The 21,309-nt window shown below is 63.6% G+C and carries 22 protein-coding genes, 1 pseudogene and 1 riboswitch; of the genes and pseudogenes, 12 read left to right on the top strand and 11 right to left on the bottom strand.

Annotated elements, in window-relative coordinates:
• Positions 1 to 126: 126 nt before the first annotated feature.
• Both IVB47_RS29920 and IVB47_RS29915 read right to left on the bottom strand, forming a co-directional pair.
• The gene (locus IVB47_RS29920; protein ID WP_027568720.1) at positions 127 to 759 is read right to left on the bottom strand and encodes a hypothetical protein; all 633 of its coding nucleotides are present in this window, start codon (positions 757 to 759) and stop codon (positions 127 to 129) included.
• Between the two features lie 175 nt (positions 760 to 934).
• Positions 935 to 1,819: a DUF1194 domain-containing protein gene (locus IVB47_RS29915; protein WP_247466797.1), complete on the bottom strand. Its 885-nt coding sequence runs from the start codon at positions 1,817 to 1,819 to the stop codon at positions 935 to 937.
• 269 nt (positions 1,820 to 2,088) lie between these two features.
• Positions 2,089 to 2,166: riboswitch (Fluoride riboswitch) on the top strand.
• A 136-nt stretch (positions 2,167 to 2,302) separates the two neighbouring features.
• On the opposite strand from IVB47_RS29915, the gene IVB47_RS29910 reads away from it, so the two are divergent.
• The 5 genes from IVB47_RS29910 to IVB47_RS29890 all read left to right on the top strand — a co-directional run bounded on the left by IVB47_RS29910 (position 2,303) and on the right by IVB47_RS29890 (position 6,400).
• Entirely contained in the window at positions 2,303 to 3,511 is a 1,209-nt protein-coding gene (locus IVB47_RS29910; protein ID WP_247466794.1) for an MFS transporter, read from the top strand.
• 28 nt (positions 3,512 to 3,539) lie between these two features.
• Complete coding sequence (gene crcB, locus IVB47_RS29905) at positions 3,540 to 3,923, top strand: fluoride efflux transporter CrcB (protein WP_247439028.1); 384 nt, start codon at positions 3,540 to 3,542, stop codon at positions 3,921 to 3,923.
• Positions 3,924 to 4,060: 137 nt separating this feature from the next.
• Positions 4,061 to 4,366, top strand: a complete 306-nt coding sequence (clpS, locus tag IVB47_RS29900) for an ATP-dependent Clp protease adapter ClpS (protein ID WP_027568716.1) — start codon at positions 4,061 to 4,063, stop codon at positions 4,364 to 4,366.
• Between the two features lie 552 nt (positions 4,367 to 4,918).
• On the top strand, positions 4,919 to 5,170 hold the full coding sequence (locus IVB47_RS29895; protein ID WP_247466791.1) for a hypothetical protein: 252 nt from the start codon (positions 4,919 to 4,921) through the stop codon (positions 5,168 to 5,170).
• 60 nt (positions 5,171 to 5,230) lie between these two features.
• The gene (locus IVB47_RS29890) at positions 5,231 to 6,400 is read left to right on the top strand and encodes an HWE histidine kinase domain-containing protein (RefSeq protein WP_027568714.1); all 1,170 of its coding nucleotides are present in this window, start codon (positions 5,231 to 5,233) and stop codon (positions 6,398 to 6,400) included.
• 44 nt (positions 6,401 to 6,444) lie between these two features.
• Here the strand turns inward: IVB47_RS29890 and IVB47_RS29885 are convergent, their stop codons facing one another.
• The 4 genes from IVB47_RS29885 to fabI form a co-directional block, all read right to left on the bottom strand.
• Entirely contained in the window at positions 6,445 to 7,635 is a 1,191-nt protein-coding gene (locus IVB47_RS29885) for an adenylate/guanylate cyclase domain-containing protein (RefSeq protein WP_247466788.1), read from the bottom strand.
• An 80-nt stretch (positions 7,636 to 7,715) separates the two neighbouring features.
• A complete protein-coding gene (aroC, locus tag IVB47_RS29880; RefSeq protein WP_247290978.1) occupies positions 7,716 to 8,804 on the bottom strand; it encodes a chorismate synthase in 1,089 nt (362 codons plus the stop codon).
• Positions 8,805 to 8,892: 88 nt separating this feature from the next.
• Positions 8,893 to 9,492: a histidine phosphatase family protein gene (locus IVB47_RS29875; protein ID WP_247439021.1), complete on the bottom strand. Its 600-nt coding sequence runs from the start codon at positions 9,490 to 9,492 to the stop codon at positions 8,893 to 8,895.
• Between the two features lie 14 nt (positions 9,493 to 9,506).
• Positions 9,507 to 10,322 carry an enoyl-ACP reductase FabI gene (fabI, locus tag IVB47_RS29870; protein WP_027568710.1) on the bottom strand — a complete coding sequence of 272 codons (816 nt, stop codon included), beginning with the start codon at positions 10,320 to 10,322 and terminating at the stop codon, positions 9,507 to 9,509.
• 172 nt (positions 10,323 to 10,494) lie between these two features.
• On the opposite strand from fabI, the gene IVB47_RS29865 reads away from it, so the two are divergent.
• Both IVB47_RS29865 and IVB47_RS29860 read left to right on the top strand, forming a co-directional pair.
• Positions 10,495 to 10,983 (top strand): sigma-70 family RNA polymerase sigma factor, encoded by a 489-nt coding sequence (locus IVB47_RS29865; protein WP_007594679.1) that lies wholly within the window; start codon positions 10,495 to 10,497, stop codon positions 10,981 to 10,983.
• A gap of 106 nt (positions 10,984 to 11,089) precedes the next feature.
• On the top strand, positions 11,090 to 11,860 hold the full coding sequence (locus tag IVB47_RS29860) for an anti-sigma factor (RefSeq protein ID WP_027568709.1): 771 nt from the start codon (positions 11,090 to 11,092) through the stop codon (positions 11,858 to 11,860).
• Positions 11,861 to 12,185: 325 nt separating this feature from the next.
• On the opposite strand, the gene IVB47_RS29855 is transcribed toward IVB47_RS29860, so the two are convergent.
• A complete protein-coding gene (locus tag IVB47_RS29855) occupies positions 12,186 to 13,151 on the bottom strand; it encodes a J domain-containing protein (protein WP_247466784.1) in 966 nt (321 codons plus the stop codon).
• Between the two features lie 109 nt (positions 13,152 to 13,260).
• Positions 13,261 to 13,662 carry an RT0821/Lpp0805 family surface protein gene (locus IVB47_RS29850; protein ID WP_027516547.1) on the bottom strand — a complete coding sequence of 134 codons (402 nt, stop codon included), beginning with the start codon at positions 13,660 to 13,662 and terminating at the stop codon, positions 13,261 to 13,263.
• 113 nt (positions 13,663 to 13,775) lie between these two features.
• Between IVB47_RS29850 and pdxH the strand changes: the two genes are divergently transcribed.
• Together pdxH and IVB47_RS29840 are read left to right on the top strand one after the other, a co-directional pair.
• Entirely contained in the window at positions 13,776 to 14,417 is a 642-nt protein-coding gene (gene pdxH / locus IVB47_RS29845) for a pyridoxamine 5'-phosphate oxidase (RefSeq protein WP_027568707.1), read from the top strand.
• A gap of 72 nt (positions 14,418 to 14,489) precedes the next feature.
• Positions 14,490 to 15,242: an SDR family oxidoreductase gene (locus IVB47_RS29840; protein WP_007607375.1), complete on the top strand. Its 753-nt coding sequence runs from the start codon at positions 14,490 to 14,492 to the stop codon at positions 15,240 to 15,242.
• A gap of 121 nt (positions 15,243 to 15,363) precedes the next feature.
• Here the strand turns inward: IVB47_RS29840 and IVB47_RS29835 are convergent, their stop codons facing one another.
• Positions 15,364 to 15,582, bottom strand: a complete 219-nt coding sequence (locus tag IVB47_RS29835) for a hypothetical protein (RefSeq protein ID WP_027568706.1) — start codon at positions 15,580 to 15,582, stop codon at positions 15,364 to 15,366.
• 186 nt (positions 15,583 to 15,768) lie between these two features.
• The gene (locus IVB47_RS29830) at positions 15,769 to 16,746 is read right to left on the bottom strand and encodes a magnesium transporter CorA family protein (protein ID WP_247466781.1); all 978 of its coding nucleotides are present in this window, start codon (positions 16,744 to 16,746) and stop codon (positions 15,769 to 15,771) included.
• Between the two features lie 335 nt (positions 16,747 to 17,081).
• On the opposite strand from IVB47_RS29830, the gene IVB47_RS29825 reads away from it, so the two are divergent.
• The gene (locus IVB47_RS29825) at positions 17,082 to 17,768 is read left to right on the top strand and encodes a L,D-transpeptidase (protein WP_027568704.1); all 687 of its coding nucleotides are present in this window, start codon (positions 17,082 to 17,084) and stop codon (positions 17,766 to 17,768) included.
• Positions 17,769 to 17,805: 37 nt separating this feature from the next.
• Here the strand turns inward: IVB47_RS29825 and IVB47_RS29820 are convergent, their stop codons facing one another.
• Positions 17,806 to 18,903, bottom strand: a complete 1,098-nt coding sequence (locus IVB47_RS29820) for an extensin family protein (RefSeq protein ID WP_247466777.1) — start codon at positions 18,901 to 18,903, stop codon at positions 17,806 to 17,808.
• Between the two features lie 65 nt (positions 18,904 to 18,968).
• Here IVB47_RS29820 and IVB47_RS29815 point away from each other — a divergent pair, with 65 nt between their 5' ends.
• Positions 18,969 to 20,597: a fatty-acid--CoA ligase gene (locus IVB47_RS29815; RefSeq protein WP_247466774.1), complete on the top strand. Its 1,629-nt coding sequence runs from the start codon at positions 18,969 to 18,971 to the stop codon at positions 20,595 to 20,597.
• 170 nt (positions 20,598 to 20,767) lie between these two features.
• Positions 20,768 to 21,309, top strand: a pseudogene (locus IVB47_RS29810) (DUF1499 domain-containing protein); the annotation flags it as partial.

Genomic DNA, 21,309 nt, shown 5'->3' with positions numbered 1-21,309 from the left:
TCCCACGGCGACAAAAAGGTCGAGAGCGTTCCGCCGCCGCCACCGCTCGTGCCAGGTAACTCGAAGCGTTCGATTGCGGTACTGTGGCGGCGCCGACATCAGGCCGCGGCAAACGACGGCGCGACGTTATGCCGTTCTGTCCACCGAGGACGATGTATCCGACGGCGGATATTTCGTCACGGGCACGACGAAGGACTTGTTGCGGACCTGGTAGATGATCTTGCCGTTCTGCCCGTCGTCGGTCGCAATCTGGGCCTGCCCGAACATGATGACGTTCTTGTAGACGGTGCCGGTGCCCTGACGGGTGACGCCATCGGTGGTGACGCTGACCTGCGCTTCGTTGCCGTTGACAGCGAGCACCCTGAAGCTCGCGCTCTTGCCATTGTCACTGGAATAGCCGCCCCAGCTTCCCATCAGGCGGCTGTCGGAGGCCGGCGGCGCCTGCTTCTCGAGAGTCGCGGTCTGCTTGCCCGCGCCCGCAGATGACAACAGCACCAGACTCTTGCCGTCCTTGGTGCCGACCGTGACCGTGCCGAAGGTGAGAAGCGAACCGGCGACCTCGCCAAAACCGCGCTCCGTGCGCCCGTTATGGGTGTACTCGACCTGCGCCCGGGCACCGCGGATGTTCACGACCTTGAAGCTGACGGGCTGGTTGTTGCCAGCCCAATTGCCTTTCCACTCACCGAGCAGGGAGCTCTGGTGATACACCCGCTCGAGAGCGGGAGAAATCTGGCTGGTGCTCGATGAGACGATGGCCATTGGATTGCTCGGCGGATTTGTCTGACGGGCCCGCTTGGTTCGCGCCCCGACAGGAACGTCAGAACAGTATCCGGAAACAATTGGAAGCAGCCGATTAGGGCCACGCAACAGTTAACGCATAGTTAAAATTCCATCGCGGGCAAATAGGGCAAAAGGTCTCGTTCAGGTGCAGCGCTCAGCGACCCCAGCGGTCCGACCAGATCTTCTCGCCGATCATGCAGTTCACACGCGGCTCCTTGTCCTTCTCCGCAACCCGCATCACGGGGCGCTCCGGCATACGGCCCGCAACCTCCATCAAGAGCTTGGTGCGGATGGCTTCCTTGAACTTGTCGCGGTCCTTGATCGTGATGACGAAGGAACCGGGACCGCCGATGACGCAATCCTCATAGTAGAAATCGAGATTGTCGATATCCATGGTCGAATAGGAGGGCTCCTTGACCATGATCGGCAGGCCGTTGATAACGATGCCCTTCTCGATCGCCGCGTCGCGCGCGATCGTGACCGGAGTGCCATTGTTGTTGGGACCGTCGCCGGAAATGTCGATCACGCGGCGCAGCCCCCGATAGGGATCCTCATCGAACAGCGGCATCGCGAAACTGATCGCGCCGGAGATCGAGGTGCGCGAGGCGCGCCGGATCGGCGTCTTCATGATTTCGGCGGCGACGGCATCGGCGGTCTCCGGTCCGTCGATCAGGCGCCAGGGAATGATGATCTTCTGGTCGGTCGAGGCGGCCCACTCGAAATAGGTCACCGCGATGCGGCCGTTCGGACCCAGCTTCAGCGCCTGCAGGAATTCCTTCGACTGGATCGCCTGCGCATAGCCTTCGCGCTGGATCGCGAGTTCGTCCATGTCCATGGAGTAGGAGACGTCGACAGCGAGGATCAGCTCGACATCGACTGTCTGCGCGTCCCTGTCGGCTGCTTGCCGCTGCGGCTGATTTTTGAGCAGCGCCAGTGTGGGCGACTCAAACTTGGGTCCTGGTGCCGCGATGCCCGCGACGTCCCCTCCGGCGAACATGCCGGTCACCAGCACAGCCCCGATCGAGAACAGCAAGCGCATCGCAGCCTCCCGTCGTATGATGTGATGGTGACATGCAATCGCCTTGCCGCAAAGTCCGAAGATCGCTCGCGCTTCACATTCCAGTTAGGCATTTGCCAGTCAGGCATTTGCGGGCGGGAATTGCGAAGCATTGCGCAAAGCTGCCGCGATGTTGCCGCGCTCGCGCCGCCGGACTGGCGCCGTCACGCGCGGTGCGCTCCCGGACCGAGGGGCCACTGGACAGTGCACCCTCGCCCACTTGTCCGGCGCGATTTCCATGTTAGGCTGGCCGGACAGATGGGGATGGAGTCCCCCGACAACCGCCCGGCGGCCTGTGACCGTAGTGGGCTGATGACTCCTGCTTGAGGAGGGGCAATTTTCAGGCCTCTGCCTTCGGCGGGAGCATGGACAAACCCGCCGCTGGCGGGTTTTTTGTTGCCTGGATGCGAAGGCCGAGGAGAGGTCAAGCAGAGATCAAGCAGAGGCCGAGGAGAAGTCCTGGACGTGACGACGACAACACCGAATGCTGCACGTGCGGGCCTGCCCAGGGGGATCTGGGTGCTCGGCTTCGTCTCGATGCTGATGGACGTCTCTTCCGAGATGATCCACGCGCTGCTGCCGGTCTATCTCGTCACCGTGCTCGGCGCCTCCACGCTTACCGTCGGCTTCATCGAGGGCATTGCCGAGGCGACCGCCTCGATCACGAAAATCTTCTCCGGCGCGTTGTCCGACTGGCTCGGCCGGCGCAAATTGCTCGCCGCGCTCGGCTACGGGCTCGCCGCGCTGACAAAACCGCTGTTCCCGCTTGCCCCGAGCGTCGGATGGCTGGTTGCCGCGCGCTTCATCGACCGCGTCGGCAAGGGCATTCGCGGCGCGCCGCGCGATGCACTGATCGCCGATATCGCACCCATCGGCCTGCGCGGCGCGAGCTTCGGCCTGCGGCAGTCGCTCGACACCATCGGTGCGTTCGTCGGGCCGCTCATGGCGATCGGCCTGATGTGGTGGACGGCGGACAATTTTACGATGGTGTTCTGGGTGGCGGTGCTGCCGGCGTTCCTGTCGTTCGGACTGATCGTGTTCGCGGTGAGCGAGCCGGAGCCTGACCCAGGCCGGGAGCCGTCAAAGAATCCGCTCAACATGGCCGCGATGCGCCAGCTCGGGTCCGTGTACTGGCGTGTCGTCGCGGTTGGCGTCGTGTTCACGCTAGCGCGTTTCAGCGAGGCCTTCCTGATTCTGCGCGCGCAGAACATCGGGCTCAATGCGATGTGGGTGCCGGCCGTGCTGGTGCTGATGAACATCGTCTATGCATTGTCGGCCTATCCGGCCGGCGTGCTCTCGGACCGGATCAACCGCACCGGCCTGCTCGCGCTCGGCCTCGTCTTCCTCGCCGGCGCCGATCTCGCGCTCGCACTGCTGCCAAACCTTGGCGGCCTCGCCCTCGGCGTCGCGCTGTGGGGACTGCATATGGGATTGACGCAAGGCCTGCTCTCGGCCCTCGTCGCCGACGCAGCGCCACCGAGCCTGCGCGGCACCGCGTTCGGCTATTTCAACCTGTTCACCGGTCTTGCCTTGCTGGCCGCAAGCGTGATCGCCGGCGCGCTGTGGGATAGTTATGGTCCGGCCGGCACCTTCCTGGCCGGACTCGGCTTTGCGCTAATCGCGCTGATGGGACTATTTGCCGTCGGCGGCGGGCTGGTAACGGAGGATACATGATGGAAATGGCAAACGGGGGAACGAGACGTTGAACGTCCAATTCATTCTGGCGGTCGCCGCTGGTGGAGCGCTTGGCGCAGTCGTGCGCTATCTCGTTGCGATCGGTTCAGGCCGAGCGTTCGGCACCGATTTCCCCTGGGGCACCCTGATCATTAACGTGACGGGATCGTTCCTGATCGGGGTTTTCACCGCGATGTTCGCGACGAGGTGGAACCTGCCGCAAGCCGTCCGGATATTTCTGACGGTGGGGATTTGTGGCGGATACACCACATTCTCGACGTTCTCGCTGGATGCCTGGTCCCTGGTCGAGCGTGGACAGACATGGGCCTCGGCCGCCTACATGATTGGATCGGTAGTGTTGTCCGTTGCAGCCCTCATCGCCGCAATGCAACTCGTCCGCGCGCTTCCGTAAGAGCCGAGCGCAGCGGCGCATTCCTGCTCATCCAGAGCCGCATATGACAAGCGCGCCTAGCATCTTGGAGAAGGACGGCGTCCTGCAATATGATCGGTTGGCTGGAAGCTCAACTGCACCAAGGCGTTTCAGAAGCGATGGCCGACACTGTTGCCAAACCGAAAACCAGGACGAAGACCAAGGTCGAGCGACCGAAGCTGCACAAGGTCATCCTGATCAACGACGACTTTACGCCCCGCGAATTCGTCACGATGATCCTCAAAGCCGAATTCCGCATGACCGAGGATCAGGCCTACAAGGTGATGATCACCGCCCACAAGCTCGGCGCCTGCGTGGTCGCCGTTTTCACCAAGGACGTCGCCGAGACCAAGGCTACCCGCGCAACGGATGCCGGCCGCACGAAGGGCTATCCGCTGCTGTTCACGACGGAGCCGGAGGAGTAGCGGCACCGGTCCGGCTTTGGTGCTTTGGCGCCCTCTTTCGATTTCGGCGCCGAATCTGCCCTGCCGAATAATGTATCTATTGGCCGTCAACAGGCGCATGGTAAGCCATCACCGGCCCGTCACGGCATCCGTCGGTGACTGAGAGAGTCTTTGCGCTCCCGCCCAATGCGGAGCGTCCTGTGCAAGACACCACCAAGAGAACCATCCCGCTGAGCAATCGCCTTGCCCAATTGGCAGCCGAGGCTCGTCGTCGCGCAGAGATTGCCCCGCCCGGCGTCCAGCGGGAAGCGCTGCTCAGAGCGGCGCGATTGAGCGAAACGGCCTCGCACATTCATGACTGGATAAGCCTGCCTGGTCCCAAAACACCGAGGTAGTGGCAAGCCAACCTGGTCGGCGGCCTGTTCACGTCGAGTGACGATCCGGGCCGAGGGCGGCATCCGCCTGCAAATCACACCTCAAATATAAGTTGTATGAAATGAACTATATTTCATTTTGGTTGTTGTAACAGCGTCCCCAAACGAAACGGGGCGGTCAACAGCCAAAGCAGCCCCCATGATGAAATCTTTTATCGCGTTCGCGATGTTCGCGCTCCTCGGAGTGTCCGTAATGGCGTTGCCCGGCTTCGCTCCGCAAGTGAAAGCGCGCGAAACCGTTGCTTTGGCGAAGGCGGACCGGCTGGCGAGCCACCCGGTGACCCGGAACTGCCTGGGCCAGGTCTGGCCGGACTTCGAAGCGTCGTGTCTGCGCCGAGGTGAATCCGATGTCAGGGTTCATGAAGCTCGTTTGGTGACGGCGCGCCGCTAAACCAACAATCGCAAAGCGCCGGCCGAGTTTGTCGGATGTCCAGGAAAGTATCGTGCACAGATGTCAACACCTCCAACCTCCTTGCCGAATGTTCTCGTCGTCGAAGACGAGATGATCCTGCGCATGCGCGCGGTCGATATCGTGGAGGATGCAGGCTTCTGCCCTGTGCAGGCCGTCAACGCCGACGAAGCCATCGCGATCCTCGAGTCGCGGTCAGACATCTCGCTTCTGTTCAGCGACATCCAGATGCCCGGGACCATGGACGGCTTGAAGCTGGCCCACGCGGTGCACGATCGCTGGCCTGCCATCAAGATCGTGCTGGTTTCCGGTCAGGTAAAGCCGTCTGAAAACGAAACGCCGGCCGACAGCCGCTTCTTTCGCAAGCCGCTCGCCGTCGACGAAATGATCTCGCAGTTGCAAACCATGATCGGAGCGGGCGCGCTAAAAATCCTTCCGACCACAACGACGGATCCTGGGGACAACCTTGAGGTTGCTCGATCGCCACAGGAATCGGTTCTGGTAGCGGAAAACGACAATCTGCGCCTGTTGCTGGAACAGGCCGACACCGACGCCAAGGTCCTGCTCGCTCAAGCCGGCATCGAAGCCCACGAACGCGAGGCTGCCGACAAGTTGCAAAAGCTCATCCTCGGAGAGCTGCATCATCGCATCAAGAATACGCTTGCGACGGTGAGCGCAATCGCAGCCCAGAGCTTCCGGACCGCAATCAGTCTGGAGCAAGGCCAAAAAGCCATGGATGGCCGCTTGCTGGCGTTAGGGCGTGCCCACGACCTGTTGATACAGGTCAGCTGGTCAAATGCGAGCCTCACTCATACCCTGAGCGGCGCCACCGATCCCTATGACAGTCAGGGGGGCCGACGATTCCATTTCAATGGGCCGGACCTCAGGATCACATCCGGTGCCGTGATAGCGCTCGCGATGACATTCAACGAGCTCTGCACCAACACGACGAAGTTCGGCGCGCTGTCCAGTTCCTCCGGCCATGTCGAGATCGTATGGACGGTCGACGAGATCGAGCAAAGGCTGCGCCTGAAGTGGAGCGAAAGCGGCGGCCCTGCGGTGGCGCCGCCGACACGACGGAGCTACGGCACCCGGATGATCGAGTCGCTCGGCCAGCAACTGAACGGACAGGTGCGGCTGGCCTACGAACCGTCCGGATTTGTCTATCAGCTGGATGTACCGCTGAAGTCGGTGATGGCGTCGAACGCCTGAATTCTGCTCACCGGGTTGGCGGCGGCGGACCTCCGAGGACGACCTCAGGCCATCGCCACCGGCCTCTCCTCCGTCAGCCCGTACACGCGCTGCGCCTTTGAAAAGCCCGCGATCGGGAATTCGCCGAGCTCGTGCCAGTCGTGGCGGCAGACATTGGCGAACATTTCCGAGGCCACGACGGTCCGCCCCAGGCGACCCGTTATCTTCTCGAGCCTGGCGGCAAGGTTCACGGCCGGGCCGATGCAGGTGAAGTCGAGGCGGTTGCCGCCACCGATATTACCGTAGAGGATATTCCCGACGTGGAGCGCCACGCCGAAACGGAAGCGCTCGATGACGTCGCCGACAGGATACGCGAGCGCCTCGACGCTGGCGCGGGATTCGCGCGCCGCCTCCAGCACGCGCGTGCAGACATGCGCGGCATCGCCGACATATTCGTCGATCGGGAACACCGCGAGCAGGCCATCGCCCATGAATTTCAGCACCTCGCCGCCATGGCCGCGGATCGCGGCGACCTGGCAGTCGAAATAATGGTTGAGGATCTCGACCACAGTCTCGGCCGGCAGCCGGTCCGACAGTGCGGTGAAGCCGCGCAGATCGGAGAGCCAGATCGCAGCCTGCATGGTGTCGTTGTGGCCGCGGCGGATCTGACCGCCAAGGATGCGCGCGCCGGCACGATTGCCGACATAGGTGTCGAGCAGCATCTCGGCGGTGCGGCGCAGGCTGATGATCTCGGTGATGCGCGCGAGCGGCTTGACGATAGCGTGAATCGCCGCGATGTGGTCATCGGTGAAGCCGCCTGGATGGCGCGTGGTCCAGCTCGTCGCGTGGACCGAGCCGTCGAGAAACGGCATTGGCATCGCGACGTAGTCGGTTACGCCTTCGGCACGCATGTCGTCGAGAAACGGAAAATGCTTGCTGCCGGGATCGTCCATGCGTCCCCGCACCTCAAGTCCCTGCTCGAACACGACCCGCAGCGGACTTCTGGCGAATTCCGGCGTCGCCAGTATCTCGAAATCGACCGTGCCGATCTCGACCTCCTCGCCCTCCCGCCAGATGAAGTTGCGACCGAAAATTTCGGGATGCAGCGTGCGGATGAAGATGCCGAACCGCCATAGCGGCAGACCGGCTGCGACCATCCGTTCGCAGGCTTCCGCCGTCATCTCGGCCGGGGCCTTGGACGACCAGGCGCCGTCGATCAGCCAGCTGGTGATACGTTGGAGATCGGAGCTTTCCATGGCTGCATTTGCCGACGAAGTTGTGGGATCGTCAAGCTGCGCGGTGGGCCAGTAGCGCGGTACAAGCGCCTCGCGCAACGCTAGCGCCCGACTTGGCCGCGGTCGCGCAGGAAATGATCCGCCAGCACACAGGCCATCATGGCTTCGCCGACGGGGACGGCGCGGATGCCGACGCAGGGATCGTGGCGGCCCTTGGTCATGATCTCGGTGTCGGCACCGTTGCGATCGACGGTGAGACGCGGCTGCAGGATCGACGAGGTCGGCTTGACCGCGAAACGCACCACCACCGGCTGCCCCGTGGAGATGCCGCCCAGCACGCCGCCGGCGTGATTGGACAGAAAACGCGTGCCGTCATTGCCGGTGCGCATCTCGTCGGCGTTCTCTTCGCCGGTGAGTTCGGCCGCGGCAAAGCCGGCGCCGATCTCGACGCCCTTCACCGCATTGATGCTCATCATTGCGGCGGCGAGCTCGGCGTCGAGCTTGGCGTAGATTGGCGCGCCAAGGCCTGCCGGCACACCTTCGGCGACGACCTCGATCACCGCGCCGATCGAGGAGCCGCTCTTACGGATGCCGTCGAGATAGGTCTCGAAGAACGCGGCCTTGTCCTTGTCGGGACAGAAGAACGGATTTTTCGCAATCTCGTCCCAGTCCCACTTCGCGCGGTCGATCTTGTGCGGGCCCATCTGCACCAGCGCGCCGCGCACCTTCACGTCGGGCAGCACCTTTCGCGCGATCGCGCCGGCGGCGACGCGAGTGGCGGTCTCGCGCGCCGACGAGCGGCCGCCGCCGCGATAGTCGCGCAGGCCGTACTTCGCTTCATAGGTGAAGTCGGCATGACCAGGGCGAAACTTGTCCTTGATCTCGGAATAGTCCTTCGAGCGCTGGTCGGTGTTCTCGATCAGGAGCCCGATCGGCGTGCCCGTCGTCACCTGCACGCCGGTCTCCGGATGCGCCATCACGCCGGAGAGGATCTTGACCTGGTCCGGCTCCTGACGCTGGGTCGTGAAGCGCGACTGGCCGGGCCGGCGGCGATCAAGATCACCCTGGATGTCGGCTTCGACGAGCGGGATCATGGGCGGGCAGCCGTCGACCACGCAGCCAATCGCCACCCCATGGCTCTCGCCGAAGGTCGTGACGCGGAACATGTGGCCGAAGGTGTTGAAGGACATCGCTGCTCGCAGGCTCGGTTCCCGCGTGTGGTAACGCGCGGGGCGCCGGGGGTCAAACCCGCAGCCGCCACGGAGACGGCGAGCCGGCTTAACTAAACTTCTCCAGCCGCCCGTCGCGGAACACGTAGACGGCGCCCTGCTCGATGTAGAGTTCGGCGGCGCTCGCCGGCGTCTCCAGGCCGAGTGAAACCATCAGGGCCCGGCAGGTCCCGCCATGGGCGACCGCGACGGTGTCGGTCCGAAGCTGGTCGTACCAGGCGCGCGCGCGGACCTGGACATCGGCGTAGGTCTCCCCGCCCGCGGGGCCCACCGTCCATTTGTCGGCGAGGCGCCGGGCGTAGATGTCGGGATCGGAGGCCTCGCTCTCGGCCAGCGTCAGTCCCTCCCAGGTGCCGTAGCCGATCTCACGCAGGCGATCGTCGAGCGTATAGTCCGCAGTCGGCAGTTCGAGCTTGCTCCGCGCCAGTTCCATGGTCTCTCGCGCGCGGCCAAGCGGACTCGACACGTAGGGTAATGCAGCCTTGTCGCGGCCCTCGCGCTTGAACAGATCGGCGAGAATGCCGCCGGCCTGCACGGCCTGACCGCGACCGCGCGCGTTCAGCGGAATGTCCTTGATGCCCTGAAGCCTCCCGAGCGCGTTCCACTCGGTCTCGCCGTGGCGCAGATAATAGATCGTGGGCACGGGCATTGCTGGCTGAAAAATTAGTCCTTCCCGCCGAACGAAATGTCCGGCGCGTCCGGGCGCTTCATGCCGAGCACGTGATAGCCGGAATCGACGTGGTGCACCTCGCCGGTGACGCCGCGCGAGAGGTCGGAGAGGAAATACAGCGCGCTGCCGCCGACGTCTTCCGTGGAGACGTTGCGCCGCAGTGGTGCGTTGGCTTCGTTCCACTTCAGGATATATCTGAAATCGCCGATGCCGGACGCCGCGAGGGTCTTGATCGGCCCCGCCGAGATCGCGTTGACGCGGATGTTCTTCTCGCCGAGATCGGCGGCGAGATAACGCACGCTTGCTTCGAGCGCCGCTTTCGCGACGCCCATGACGTTGTAATGCGGCATCCACTTCTCGGCGCCGTAATAGCTGAGCGTGATGAGCGAGCCGCCGTCGGTCATCAGCTTCTCGGCGCGCTGCGCCACGGCCGTGAACGAATAGCAGGAGATCAGCAGGGACTTCGAAAAATTCTCCTGCGTGGTGTCGACGTAGCGGCCGTCGAGTTGCTCGCCATAGGCGATCGCATGCACCAGGAAGTCGATCTTGCCCCACTTCTCCTTCAGCACCGCGAAGGCCGCATCGATGGTTGCGGCATCGGTGACGTCGCAATGGCCGAGCACGAGCCCGCCGATCTCGGCGGCGAGCGGCTCGACGCGCTTCTTCAGCGCATCGCCCTGGTAGGTGAAGGCAAGCTCGGCGCCGGCCGCGTGGCATGCCTTGGCAATGCCCCAGGCGATCGAGCGGTTGTTGGCAACGCCGAGGACCACGCCCCTCTTGCCCTGCATCAGACCTGAATTCTGCGCCATTTTGCTAACGTCCCGTCGAGCTCCGGTGAGGTTTGGAGGTACACCAGCCCTCCGTTGCGGTACAGTCCTAATACGCGGCGTTAACGCTGTTTCAAGCGCCGGAATAGCCGTTCCGCTCGGGTGTTATGATCGTTGTGGCGCTCGCGCCGAACATCAGGACGTCAAGACCGCAATGAGTGCGTTTCGCCAAAGCGTTGAAGCCATGATCCCGGCATTGCGCCGCTACGCCCGCGCGCTCACGCGCGAGGCGGATGCGGCCGACGATCTGGTGCAGGATACGCTGGTGCGGGCGCTGCGTTCGGAGCGCCTGTTTCTCGGGGGCGACGTCAGGAGCTGGCTTTATACGATCCTGACCAACCTCAACAAGAACCGGCGGCGCTCGCTGGCACGGCGGCCGCAATTCATGCAGCTGACGGAGAACAATCCGGATGCCAGCGGGACCGAAGCCGAAGGGCGCGATATCGAGAGGGCGCTGGCGACGCTCGTCGAGGAGCAACGCTCGGTGCTGCTCCTGGTGATGCTGGAGGGCATGAGCTACCGCGAGGTCGCCGACATCCAGGGCGTGCCGATCGGCACGGTGATGTCGCGCCTGGCACGCGCCCGCGCCCACGTCAAAGCCTCGCTGGAGGGTGAGCGCCCGGCGCTCAGGCGGGTGAAATGATGGCAGGATTGATGCATCGCGCCGGTCGTTCCTCCTGCATGGCATGGGAAGCGGCGCAGTTGAACCACGAAGAACATTTTGGGCCGCAGAGCCAGAGACGATCGATATGAACGACCGCAAGATCCCAGTGACCGAGGACGAACTGCACGCCTATGTCGACGGCGAGCTGCCGGCCGAACGCCGCGCCGACGTCGAGGCCTGGCTTGCCGCGCAGCCTGAGGATGGCGAGCGCGTGCAGTCCTGGCGCGCCATGGCCGAGATGCTGCACGCCCGCTACGATTCGGTCGCCCAGGAGCCGGTGCCGGCGCGGCTCGAGCTCGAACGGCTGGAGCGCCGCCCGCGGCACTGGCTCTATGGCGCAGCCGCGGCCGTGCTGGTGGCCTTCGTCGCCGGCGGCGCCGCCGGCTGGCTGGGGCATGGCGCCGCCAACGCGCCGTCGACCTTCCAGAGTTTTACGACTGACGCGCTCGACGCCCACCGGCTCTATGTCGTCGAGGTCCGCCATCCGGTCGAGGTCGGCGGCAACGAGCGCGACCACCTCCAGGCCTGGCTGACCAGACGCTGCGGCTGGACCGTGTTTGCACCGAACCTGGAGGCGAGTGGACTGAAGCTCGTCGGTGGCCGGCTTTTGCCGGGGCCGAACGGGCCGGCGTCGTTCCTGATGTATGAGGGCGCCTCGGGCGAGCGGTACACGATCTACACCGCCAAGACCGAGAATGGCGCGACGCAGATGCGCTACGCCAGAACGGACAAGGACGGGGCGCTGTTCTGGTCGGAGCGCGGCGTCGGCTACGTCGTCAGCGGTGGCGGCGACCGGGATCGGCTGACCAAAGTGGCGCAGGCGGTCTACGACCAGGCAGAGAAAAGCGGCACCTAGACAACCACGCAAACGCGGTGCCTCGATTCCGACATTGAAAATTTGGAATGAAGACATCGGCGCGTCTCATTATCGCACCGGATGATCACGCGAAAATGAGCAGCGTTCGATCCGCCGATCGACGCGGGCGGCCTCGATTGGGGTTTTTGGTACCGCGCTGGTCCCCCTCTCGAGGCCGCACCTTTTTATCGGCTGCCCCGCCGGACAGCCGACACGTCGAGCACGCCAAGAAGGGCTACCACGCCTCGGGCATATGATGAGCATCATCTCGATGGACGACGCTCTCAGTCTTTAGGAGAACCCCTTCACACTTTCCGGATCACGCTTAACCAAGCCCGCTACGCGGATTGTAGGGGCGCTGGTCCCGCCACTTCTCCATCAATGCTTCAAGCTCGGCGTCGTTCCCGTCCGGTAGCATAATCCTGATGGTGACGAAGAGATCCCCGGTTCCGCCAGCTTTTGGCAGTCCCTTGCCCTTAAGGCGGAAGGTCCGGCCGCTGGAGGTGTTTTGCGGGACCGACAGTTCCACGGCATTGCCGAGGGTGGGCACGCGGACCTTGCCGCCAAGCACCGCCTCGTAAAGCGTGACCGGCAGGTCGATCCTGAGATCGGCGCCCTCGATCTTGAAGAACGGATGCTGGGCGATGCCGATCGTGATCAGGAGATCGCCCGGCGGATGGCCCTGAGCGCTCTCGCCCTGTCCCCGCAACCGGATCTGCTGGCCCTCGGTGACGCCGGCCGGAATCTTGACGTTGAGTTCCTTGCCATTCGGCAGCCGAACGCGCTTCTCGCCGCCCTTGACCGCCTCCTCCAGCGAGACGGTCATGGCGACATTAACGTCGAGATCGAGCCCGATCCCGCCGGTGTCGAATTCGAATTGGGCACCGCCGCCGGCCCCGGGCCGCGGACGCGGACCACCGCCGAACATGCTGTTGAGGATGTCCTCGAACGCGCCGCCGCCCGGACCCGGGCCCGCGCCGCCGCCGCGGAACGTATAGCTCTCGAACCCGCCGGGACCCGCGCGCCCGCGCGGCCCACCGCCGCCGCCCGGAAAACCCTGGAAGCGCGGCTTGCCGTCGGCGTCGATCTCGCCGCGGTCAAATTGCTTGCGCTTGTCCTCGTCGCCGAGGATCTCGTTGGCCGTATTGAGCTCAGCGAAGCGCTCGGCCGCCTTCGGGTCGTTCTTGTTGCTGTCGGGATGGTGCTTCTTGGCAAGCTTGCGATAGGCGCTCTTGATCGCGGCAGCGTTGGCGCTCCGCGGCACCCCCAAGACCTCATAGGGGTCGCGCATCCGTCACGTCTCCTTCAAGAAATCGAATTGTTCAAAGGGCTCCCCGCCCCACTTGAGCCTCATGTGGGGGGCGAGTGGCATTTTTGCAACTAGCCTGGTGAAGCGATTCCTAGCTCCGCCACGGCTTTAGCGTATGAATCTCCCAACTGCCACGGCTGCTTTGGCAGCCCGCACCCTGGAGCCAGCTTTCGGTGCTGCCGTTGACGTAGCTCGCCAGGAAGTCGCGGCACTTGCGGCCGTCTTCAGCGGCATAGGATTGCGCGATCGGCGTGACCGAACCGCGCGCCCCGGTTTCCGGGTTCTCCCAATGCTGGCTGGAATCCTTGTCGTTCTTGCTGAGGACGTCGGAGGCAGCGTTGCGGGCGAAGGCGAGATCGGTGTCGGTCGGCGCCTTGGCCGGCATTGCGATCGAGCCGGTGAGGTCGCTGTCGTCGGCCTTGGCGTAGGCACTCTTGTCATTGCGGGAAAAGCTGCAACCGCCGGTGCCGAGCCCGATCAGAATGATCGTCATGACGAAGCCGGATGGTCGGATCGCCGATAGGCCAACGCGTCCCCATACCCTATATAGGGCGGTAGCAGACAACAACGCGTTTTGGACCGCAGGACGCAACTCGGACCCCAGACATGACCGACACGACCTCGATGAAACACCAGACACCCTTAACATCCGGTGATTTCACCGCCGCCGACGAGCCCTTTGCGCTGTTCGAGGCCTGGCTGAACGAAGCCATCAAGAGCGAGCCGAACGATCCGAACGCCATGGCGCTCGCCACCGTCGATGCCGATGGCCTGCCGGACGTGCGCATGGTGCTGATGAAGGGCTTCGATACCGATGGTTTCGTCTTCTACAGCCACATCGCCAGCCAGAAGGGCCGCGAACTCGCCGCAAATCCTAAGGCGGCGTTACTTTTTCACTGGAAGTCGCTGCGCCGTCAGGTCCGCATCCGCGGCAACGTGACGCCGGTGACCGAGGCCGAGGCCGACGCCTATTTCGCCACCCGCCCGAAGCAGGCGCAGATCGGCGCCTGGGCGAGCAAGCAGTCGCAAGAGCTCGAGAGCCGCTTCGCCTTCGAGCAGGCGATCGCCAAGGTCGCCGCCAAGCACGTCATCGGCGAGGTGCCGCGTCCGCCGGGCTGGAGCGGCTGGCGTATCACGCCGGCGCGTATCGAGTTCTGGCACGACCGCCCATTCCGCCTGCACGACCGCATCGAATTTCGCCGTGACGCGGCCGGCCAGAAATGGTCCAAGACGCGGATGTATCCTTAGTATTTTGTTCGAGCATGATCCTTTCGGAAAGCCCCTCCGGGTCCGGATCATGCTCCAACCTGAAAGACCTTCATGCCGCAGCCTTCCAATGCGCCGCGCCGCACGCTGCTCCTGACCGGGGCTAGCCGCGGCATCGGCCATGCCACCGTGATCCGTTTCTCCTCGGCCGGCTGGCGCGTGATCACCTGCTCGCGACATCCGTTCCCGGAGGATTGTCCGTGGGACGCAGGCCCTGAGGACCATATCCAGGTCGATCTTGCCACGCCCGCCGATACCACCCGCGCGATCTCCGACATCCGCGACCGGCTCGAAGGCGGCATGCTGCATGCGCTGGTCAACAACGCCGCGATCTCACCGAAGGGCGCCGGCGGCTCCAGGCTTGGCTCGATCGACACCGACCTCGACACCTGGACGCACGTGTTCAACGTCAACTTCTTCGCGCCGATCATGATGGCGCGCGGGCTGATCGAGGAACTGAAGACGGCCAAGGGCTCTGTCGTGAACGTCACCTCGATCGCGGGCTCGCGCGTGCATCCCTTCGCGGGCGCGGCCTACGCCACCTCGAAGGCTGCGCTCGCATCCCTGACCCGCGAGATGGCCTCCGATTTCGGCCGCGTCGGCGTGCGCGTCAACGCGATCGCACCCGGCGAGATCGACACCTCGATCCTGTCGCCGGGCACCGAGAAGATCGTCGACCAGCAGATCCCGATGCACCGGCTCGGCACGCCCGACGAGGTCGCCAAGATCATCTACGTGCTGTGCACGGACACCAGTTCTTACGTCAACGGCGCGGAGATCCACATCAACGGCGGCCAGCACGTGTAGGCTACCTCGTCATTGCGATCGCAAGCGCTCCTCGCAATGAGATGTTGGAAACAACGCCGGAGAAGCAAGGCGATCCAGACAACGCCGCCGCAAGACCTGGATCGCCCTTAGCTTCCGTTCCTCAATCGAGTCGAATCCGACGTGACCTCTCGCGTGGCTGCGGAGCGGCCGTGCTGATTGCAGTCGAGCAATCGTCGTCGTTCTCGCCGTCGAGCAGCGGAGCACCACAGTGCCGGCACATGCGCGCCGACATCGACGACGCCTTGCCGCTCGCCAGGACCTGACGATAGTTCGCCAGATTGATGACGTTGCGGGGCGACGTTATTTGTTTTTCAACCATGGCTGTTCCTCGCGGCTAACACTCTGCTTATCGCAGACAAGTTTCGCGCAAACGTTCAGCCCACCGCTCAAATTTTACCGGAGGAATTGGGGCGGCGAGCATACATCGCGGTGCGGCCGCAATCCCGCTCTATTCTGCGACACCAGACACCGTGTCTCTGCGTCCGGCGTAAGGTCTCGGTAGCTATTACAGCCACTTCTTCCACTTGAAGATCCAGTAGGGAACGATCGCCGCGATCAGCATCAAGACCAGCGCGAACGGATAGCCGTGCGCCCATTCGAATTCCGGCATCGACTTGAAGTTCATGCCGTAGATCGAGGCGATCAGCGTCGGCGGCATCAGGACGACCGCCATGACCGAAAACAGCTTGATGATGTTGTTCTGCTCGAGATTGACGACGCCGAGCATGGCGTCGAGCACGAAGGTGATCTTGCTGGAGAGGTAGGAGGCGTGGTCGGTCAGCGAGACGACGTCGCGCTGCATGGTCTTGAGCTGCTCACGCATGTCCTTCGACCATTTCACGCCCTCCACCACCGCCGAGAGGAAGGCGACGACGCGGCCGATCGAGACCAGGCTCTCGCGAACCTTGGAGGTCAGATCGCCCTTGCGGCCGATCGAGATCAGGATTTGCGAATATTGCTTGGCGTGACCGTGGCGCTCGCTCTCCGGCTCAAAGATGTCATGCGAGACCTGATCGATCTCGGCGCCGCAGCGCTCCAGGATGTCGGCGCAGCGGTCGATCACGGCATCGAGCAGCTCCATCAGCACCATCTCGCCGGTGATGGCCGGCGTGCAGGAACGCGCCAGCTTGGCCTCGACCAGCGCAAAGGGCTTGGGCTGGTCATAGCGCACCGTTACCAGGCGGTGGTCGCCGAGAATGAAGGTCACCGCGGTGGTCCGGGGCATATCGGTGTCGGAGTGGCACATCAGCGTCGCGGTCATGTAGCGCGCGCCGTTCTCCATATAGAGGCGGCTGGAGATCTCGATCTCCTGCATGTCTTCCCGGGTCGGGATCGCAATCCCCGAGAGCCTCTCGACGGCTTTGTCTTCGGCCGCGGTCGGGTTGACGAGGTCGATCCAGACCGCATGCTCCGGGACTGCCGCGAGATCCTCGACGATGGCCTTCTTGAGGGAGGACTCGGAGGGAACAAATACAGAAAACATGCACAACTCCAGCAGGGCCTGCGACAGACTGACAGCCCTTAGCGCGATTCTGACAAGTTGATGATGACAAGCACATTAACGGAGCGTTTGCATTTGTGGCGACGCCGTGGCCCAACTGTGGCACGGAATCGACACTTACGACCGTTTTGCCTAGAAACCGACTCTGGCCCGCAAAACTTGCGGCAGAAAAGCCACAGGTAAGGTCTTGCAGCGCGGGAGAAGCTTCGAAAGGCTGGAATTGTGGCAGATTTCAACGATAATGGAGCCAACGGAATCGTGGAATTGGGCTTGCTCAAGCCCTGCGAAAGCTTGTTGTTGTTGATTGGAACCAAATCATGTCGTCGCTGAAAGTTACGCTTGGTATTTTGGCCGCTGGCCTGATGCTGTCGGGCTGCATGCAGGCCACACATTACGAGGCGACCGACACCAAGGCGTTCAAGCCGAAAGACAAGGAACTCCTCGCCAAGGTCAGGTACGAGAAAACTGCGGTCGCAGAGCCGTTCCGCCGCGCTATCGTCGATTACCACCGCAAGGAATCGCCGGGCTCGATCGTGGTCGATTCCGACAACCATTACCTCTACTACGTCATGGATGGCGGCAAGGCGATCCGCTACGGCATCACCGTCGGTGAAGAAGCCATGGCCTGGTCGGGCATCGCCAAGGTAGGCAGCAAGACCGAGTGGCCGGCCTGGCACCCCACCCCCGGCGAAATTTCGCGCCTGGGCGTGCCCACCTTCGTCGCCCCCGGTCCCGACAATCCGATGGGCTCCCGCGCGATGTATCTCTACTCCGGCGGCAAGGACACATTGTTCCGCATTCACGGCACCAACCAGCCGGAATATATCGGCGCCTCGATCTCGTCGGGCTGCATCCGCCTGACCAACGAGGACGCGATCGACCTCTATGATCGCGTCAAGGTCGGCACCCTCGTTGTGGTGCTCGAGCCCAAGCACGGCGACTCGCCCTACAATTCGCGTCTCGCACTCGGCGGCAGCCAAACCGGCCAGGCTGGCAGCTACTGATCAGGTACCTGATCTCAGACATTCAAAAGCGCCGGTTTCACCGGCGCTTTTTTGTTGCCGGCTTGTGCGGCTGGGTTTTATTGCCATCGGCCGCGGGCTTGTCCGCGGGCGCAGGAGATTTCTCCGCCGCCTCGTCATCAACTCCATGCTTCGCTTCGGGTTTGGCCGCGACCTCACGCGGCGGCGCCTCCTCGGGCCGTTCCGCCGGCAGGAGCGGGGCAACCTGCGGCAGGGGATCCCAGACGTTCCACTGACATATCCGATAGTCGTTGCGCCGCTGCGCGAGGTCGAGATGGATATGGTCCTCGTGGTACCAATCCGAGCCGGGGCCGAGTACGGTCGAAAAGCGCGAGCAAACCGAATGCAGCACGCGCTCGCGCACCTCGCGCGACATGGTGCGGTCGGTCAGGCCGATCGACTGCCCGTTAGCGAGCTTGATGGCGCGGACATCGATCGCATTGGCCTTGCCGTGCTCGGACAGCATGGCGCCGACAACGCGGTTGCGGCCGCGGCACTCGAAGCTGTCGAAATTGTCGAGATCGCTGATGGTCGAGCCGAGGCTCGCGGCCAGCGGCACCACGTCCTTGCGCACCCAATCGGCGATTGCGGACGCCATGGTGCAGCGGAGGATCGCCGCCGGCTTGACCGCCACCTTGCGCTTGTCCGGCAGCACGATAGCTTCGAGCCGCACGAGATCCTCGCCGCCGCAAGCGCCAGGGCCGCGGATATCCGGAATCGAGGGCGCGATCGCGATCTCCTCGGTCAGCGCGAGGCGACAGGCGGAGGCCTGCTTCTCGGGCGGCGGCGCCGCCTCGGCGGGCTTCGGGGTGCCAGGTTTGTCCGCGGAAGGCTTGTCGTCGGTCTCCGAAGGAGACTCGTCCGATGCCTTGGCTGAGGCCTTGGGGGCCTCCTCGGGGCGAGGCCTCGGGAGCGGGATCTTGCCAGAGACATTTTCGGAATGAACCGTCGCGCGCGGCCGTGGTGCAGCAATACCAAAGATGTCCAGCGGGGACCCATATTTGCGCGCCTCCGCCCCATCCGCGAACCCGAGCACGACGGTAACCATTGCCGCGCCGACGGACATATAGCCGCGACAAGACCATTTGCGGCGAAAGGCGGGCAGGCTAAGACTCATGACAATTCTTTGGCCCAACGCTGAGAGCGACAATCCGCCCAGCGGCTTCTCGGAGGAACGACGGAATGCTTGGTTTGATGCAAGACTGGCCCCTGCTCTGCCACCGGATCATCGAACACGCCGCCAAGATTCATGGCAAGCAGGAGGTCGTGACGCGATCGGTCGAGGGACCGATCCATCGCACCACCTATGCCGATATCCACAAGCGGGCGCTCAAGGTCTCGCAGATGCTGGAGCGCGACGGCATCAAGCTCGGTGACCGTGTCGCAACGATTGCCTGGAACACCTGGCGCCATCTCGAGGTCTGGTACGGCATCATGGGGATCGGCGCCATCTGCCATACCGTCAATCCCCGCCTTTTCCCCGAGCAGATTGCCTGGATCATCAACCATGCGCAGGACCGCATCGTGATGACCGACATCACGTTCATTCCGGTCCTGGAGAAGATCGCCGACAAGCTGACAAGCGTGGAACGCTATGTCGTGCTCACCGACAAGGCGCACATGCCGCAGACGACGCTGAAGAACGTGGTCGCCTACGAGGACTGGATTGCGGAGGCCGACGGCAAGTTTAAATGGAAGGACTTTGACGAGAACACGGCGGCCGCGATGTGCTACACATCAGGCACCACCGGCGACCCCAAGGGCGTGCTGTATTCGCATCGTTCCAACGTGCTGCACGCGCTGATGGCCAACAATGTCGACGCGCTCGGTACCAGCGCCTCCGAGACCATGCTTCCCGTGGTGCCGCTCTTCCACGCCAACAGCTGGGGCATCGCCTTCTCCGCGCCCTCGCAGGGTACCAAGCTCGTCATGCCCGGCGCCAAGCTCGACGGCGCCTCGGTCTATGAGCTGCTCTCGACCGAGAGGGTGACGCATACCGCCGGCGTGCCCACGGTGTGGCTGATGCTGCTCCAGCACATGAACGCCAACAATCTGAAGCTGCCGGACCTGAAGATGGTGATCTGCGGCGGCTCGGCGATGCCGCGCTCGATGATCAAGGCCTTCCTCGAGATGGGCTCGAACGTCCGCCACGCCTGGGGCATGACCGAGATGAGCCCGATCGGCAGCGTCGCGGCGCTGAAGCCGCCGTTCCAGAACGCGACCGGCGAGGCCCGGCTCGACGTGCTCCAGATGCAGGGCTACGCGCCGTTCGCCGTCGAGATGAAGATCACCGACGATGCCGGCAAGGAATTGCCGTGGGACGGCACGACCTTCGGCCGCCTCAAGGTCGCCGGCCCGGCCGTCGCCAAGGCTTATTACCGGGTCGACACTGATATTCTCGACGAGGACGGCTTCTTCGACACCGGAGACGTCGCGACCATCGACGAAGCCGGCTACATGCGGATCACCGACCGCTCCAAAGACGTGATCAAGTCCGGGGGCGAGTGGATCTCTTCGATCGAGCTGGAAAACCTCGCCGTCGGCCATCCAGCCGTGGCGGAAGCCGCCGTGATCGGCGTGTTCCATCCCAAATGGGACGAGCGTCCGCTGCTGATCGTGCAGCTCAAGCAGGGCCAGCAGGCCAGCCGCGAGGACATTCTGAAGTTCATGGACGGCAAGATCGCCAAATGGTGGATGCCCGACGACGTTGCCTTCGTCGAAGGCATACCCCACACGGCGACGGGCAAGATCCTGAAGACCGCGCTGCGCGACCAGTTCAAAGAATACCGCTTCCCGAACGCGGCGGCGTAGGCGGCCAAACGAAACCGTCATTCCGGGCGATGCCAACGGCATCGAACCCGGAATGACCGGCCGTAACATCCCGGGAACCCTTGAATTTGCCTCGGGGCCGTGGTCTCAACGGCCCATCGCCGTGCCCGACCGGCCGGCATCGCCCTCAAGACCCCGGCAGAGCTCACCCGATGGCCCGCAGGTTTTCCGCTCCCTATCAGTCGGAGCCCGTGTCCAGTCTCGCGAGCTGGGCGCGCAATCTGGCCGTGTTCGCGGTGGTGGCGGTGGTGGTCTCGATCATCATCGTCCGGTTCGGCTTCCTGGAGATGAAGCCGGCACTCGCGACCTTCTTCGGCGGGCTCGGGATTGCGGCGCTCTCGATCCTGTTCGGGCTCGCCGGCTTTGCCGCGATCTGGCAGAACGGCTCGCGCGGCATGGCGCGCATCCTGCTTGCCTTCCTGATCGACGGCGCGATCCTCGCCTATCCCGCTTATCTCGGCCTGCAATACCGCAAGCTGCCGGCGATCCACGACATCACCACCGACCCGATCGACCCGCCGCGCTTCGACGCGCTGGCCCGCCTGCGCACCGGCGATGGTGCTAATACCGCGGTGTATGCCGGCCTCTATTCGGCCGAACAGCAGCGTCAGTTCTATCCTGATATCGAGCCGATCGAGCTCGAGATTTCAGTCGACCGCGCCTATGCGATCGCGCTTCAGCTGGTCAACAAGCG

It is taken from the genome of Bradyrhizobium sp. 62, assembly GCF_023073035.1.
GTDB lineage: Bacteria > Pseudomonadota > Alphaproteobacteria > Rhizobiales > Xanthobacteraceae > Bradyrhizobium.
Note: the sequence above shows the minus strand (reverse complement) of the source record. Positions and strands in the feature narration are given on the sequence as shown.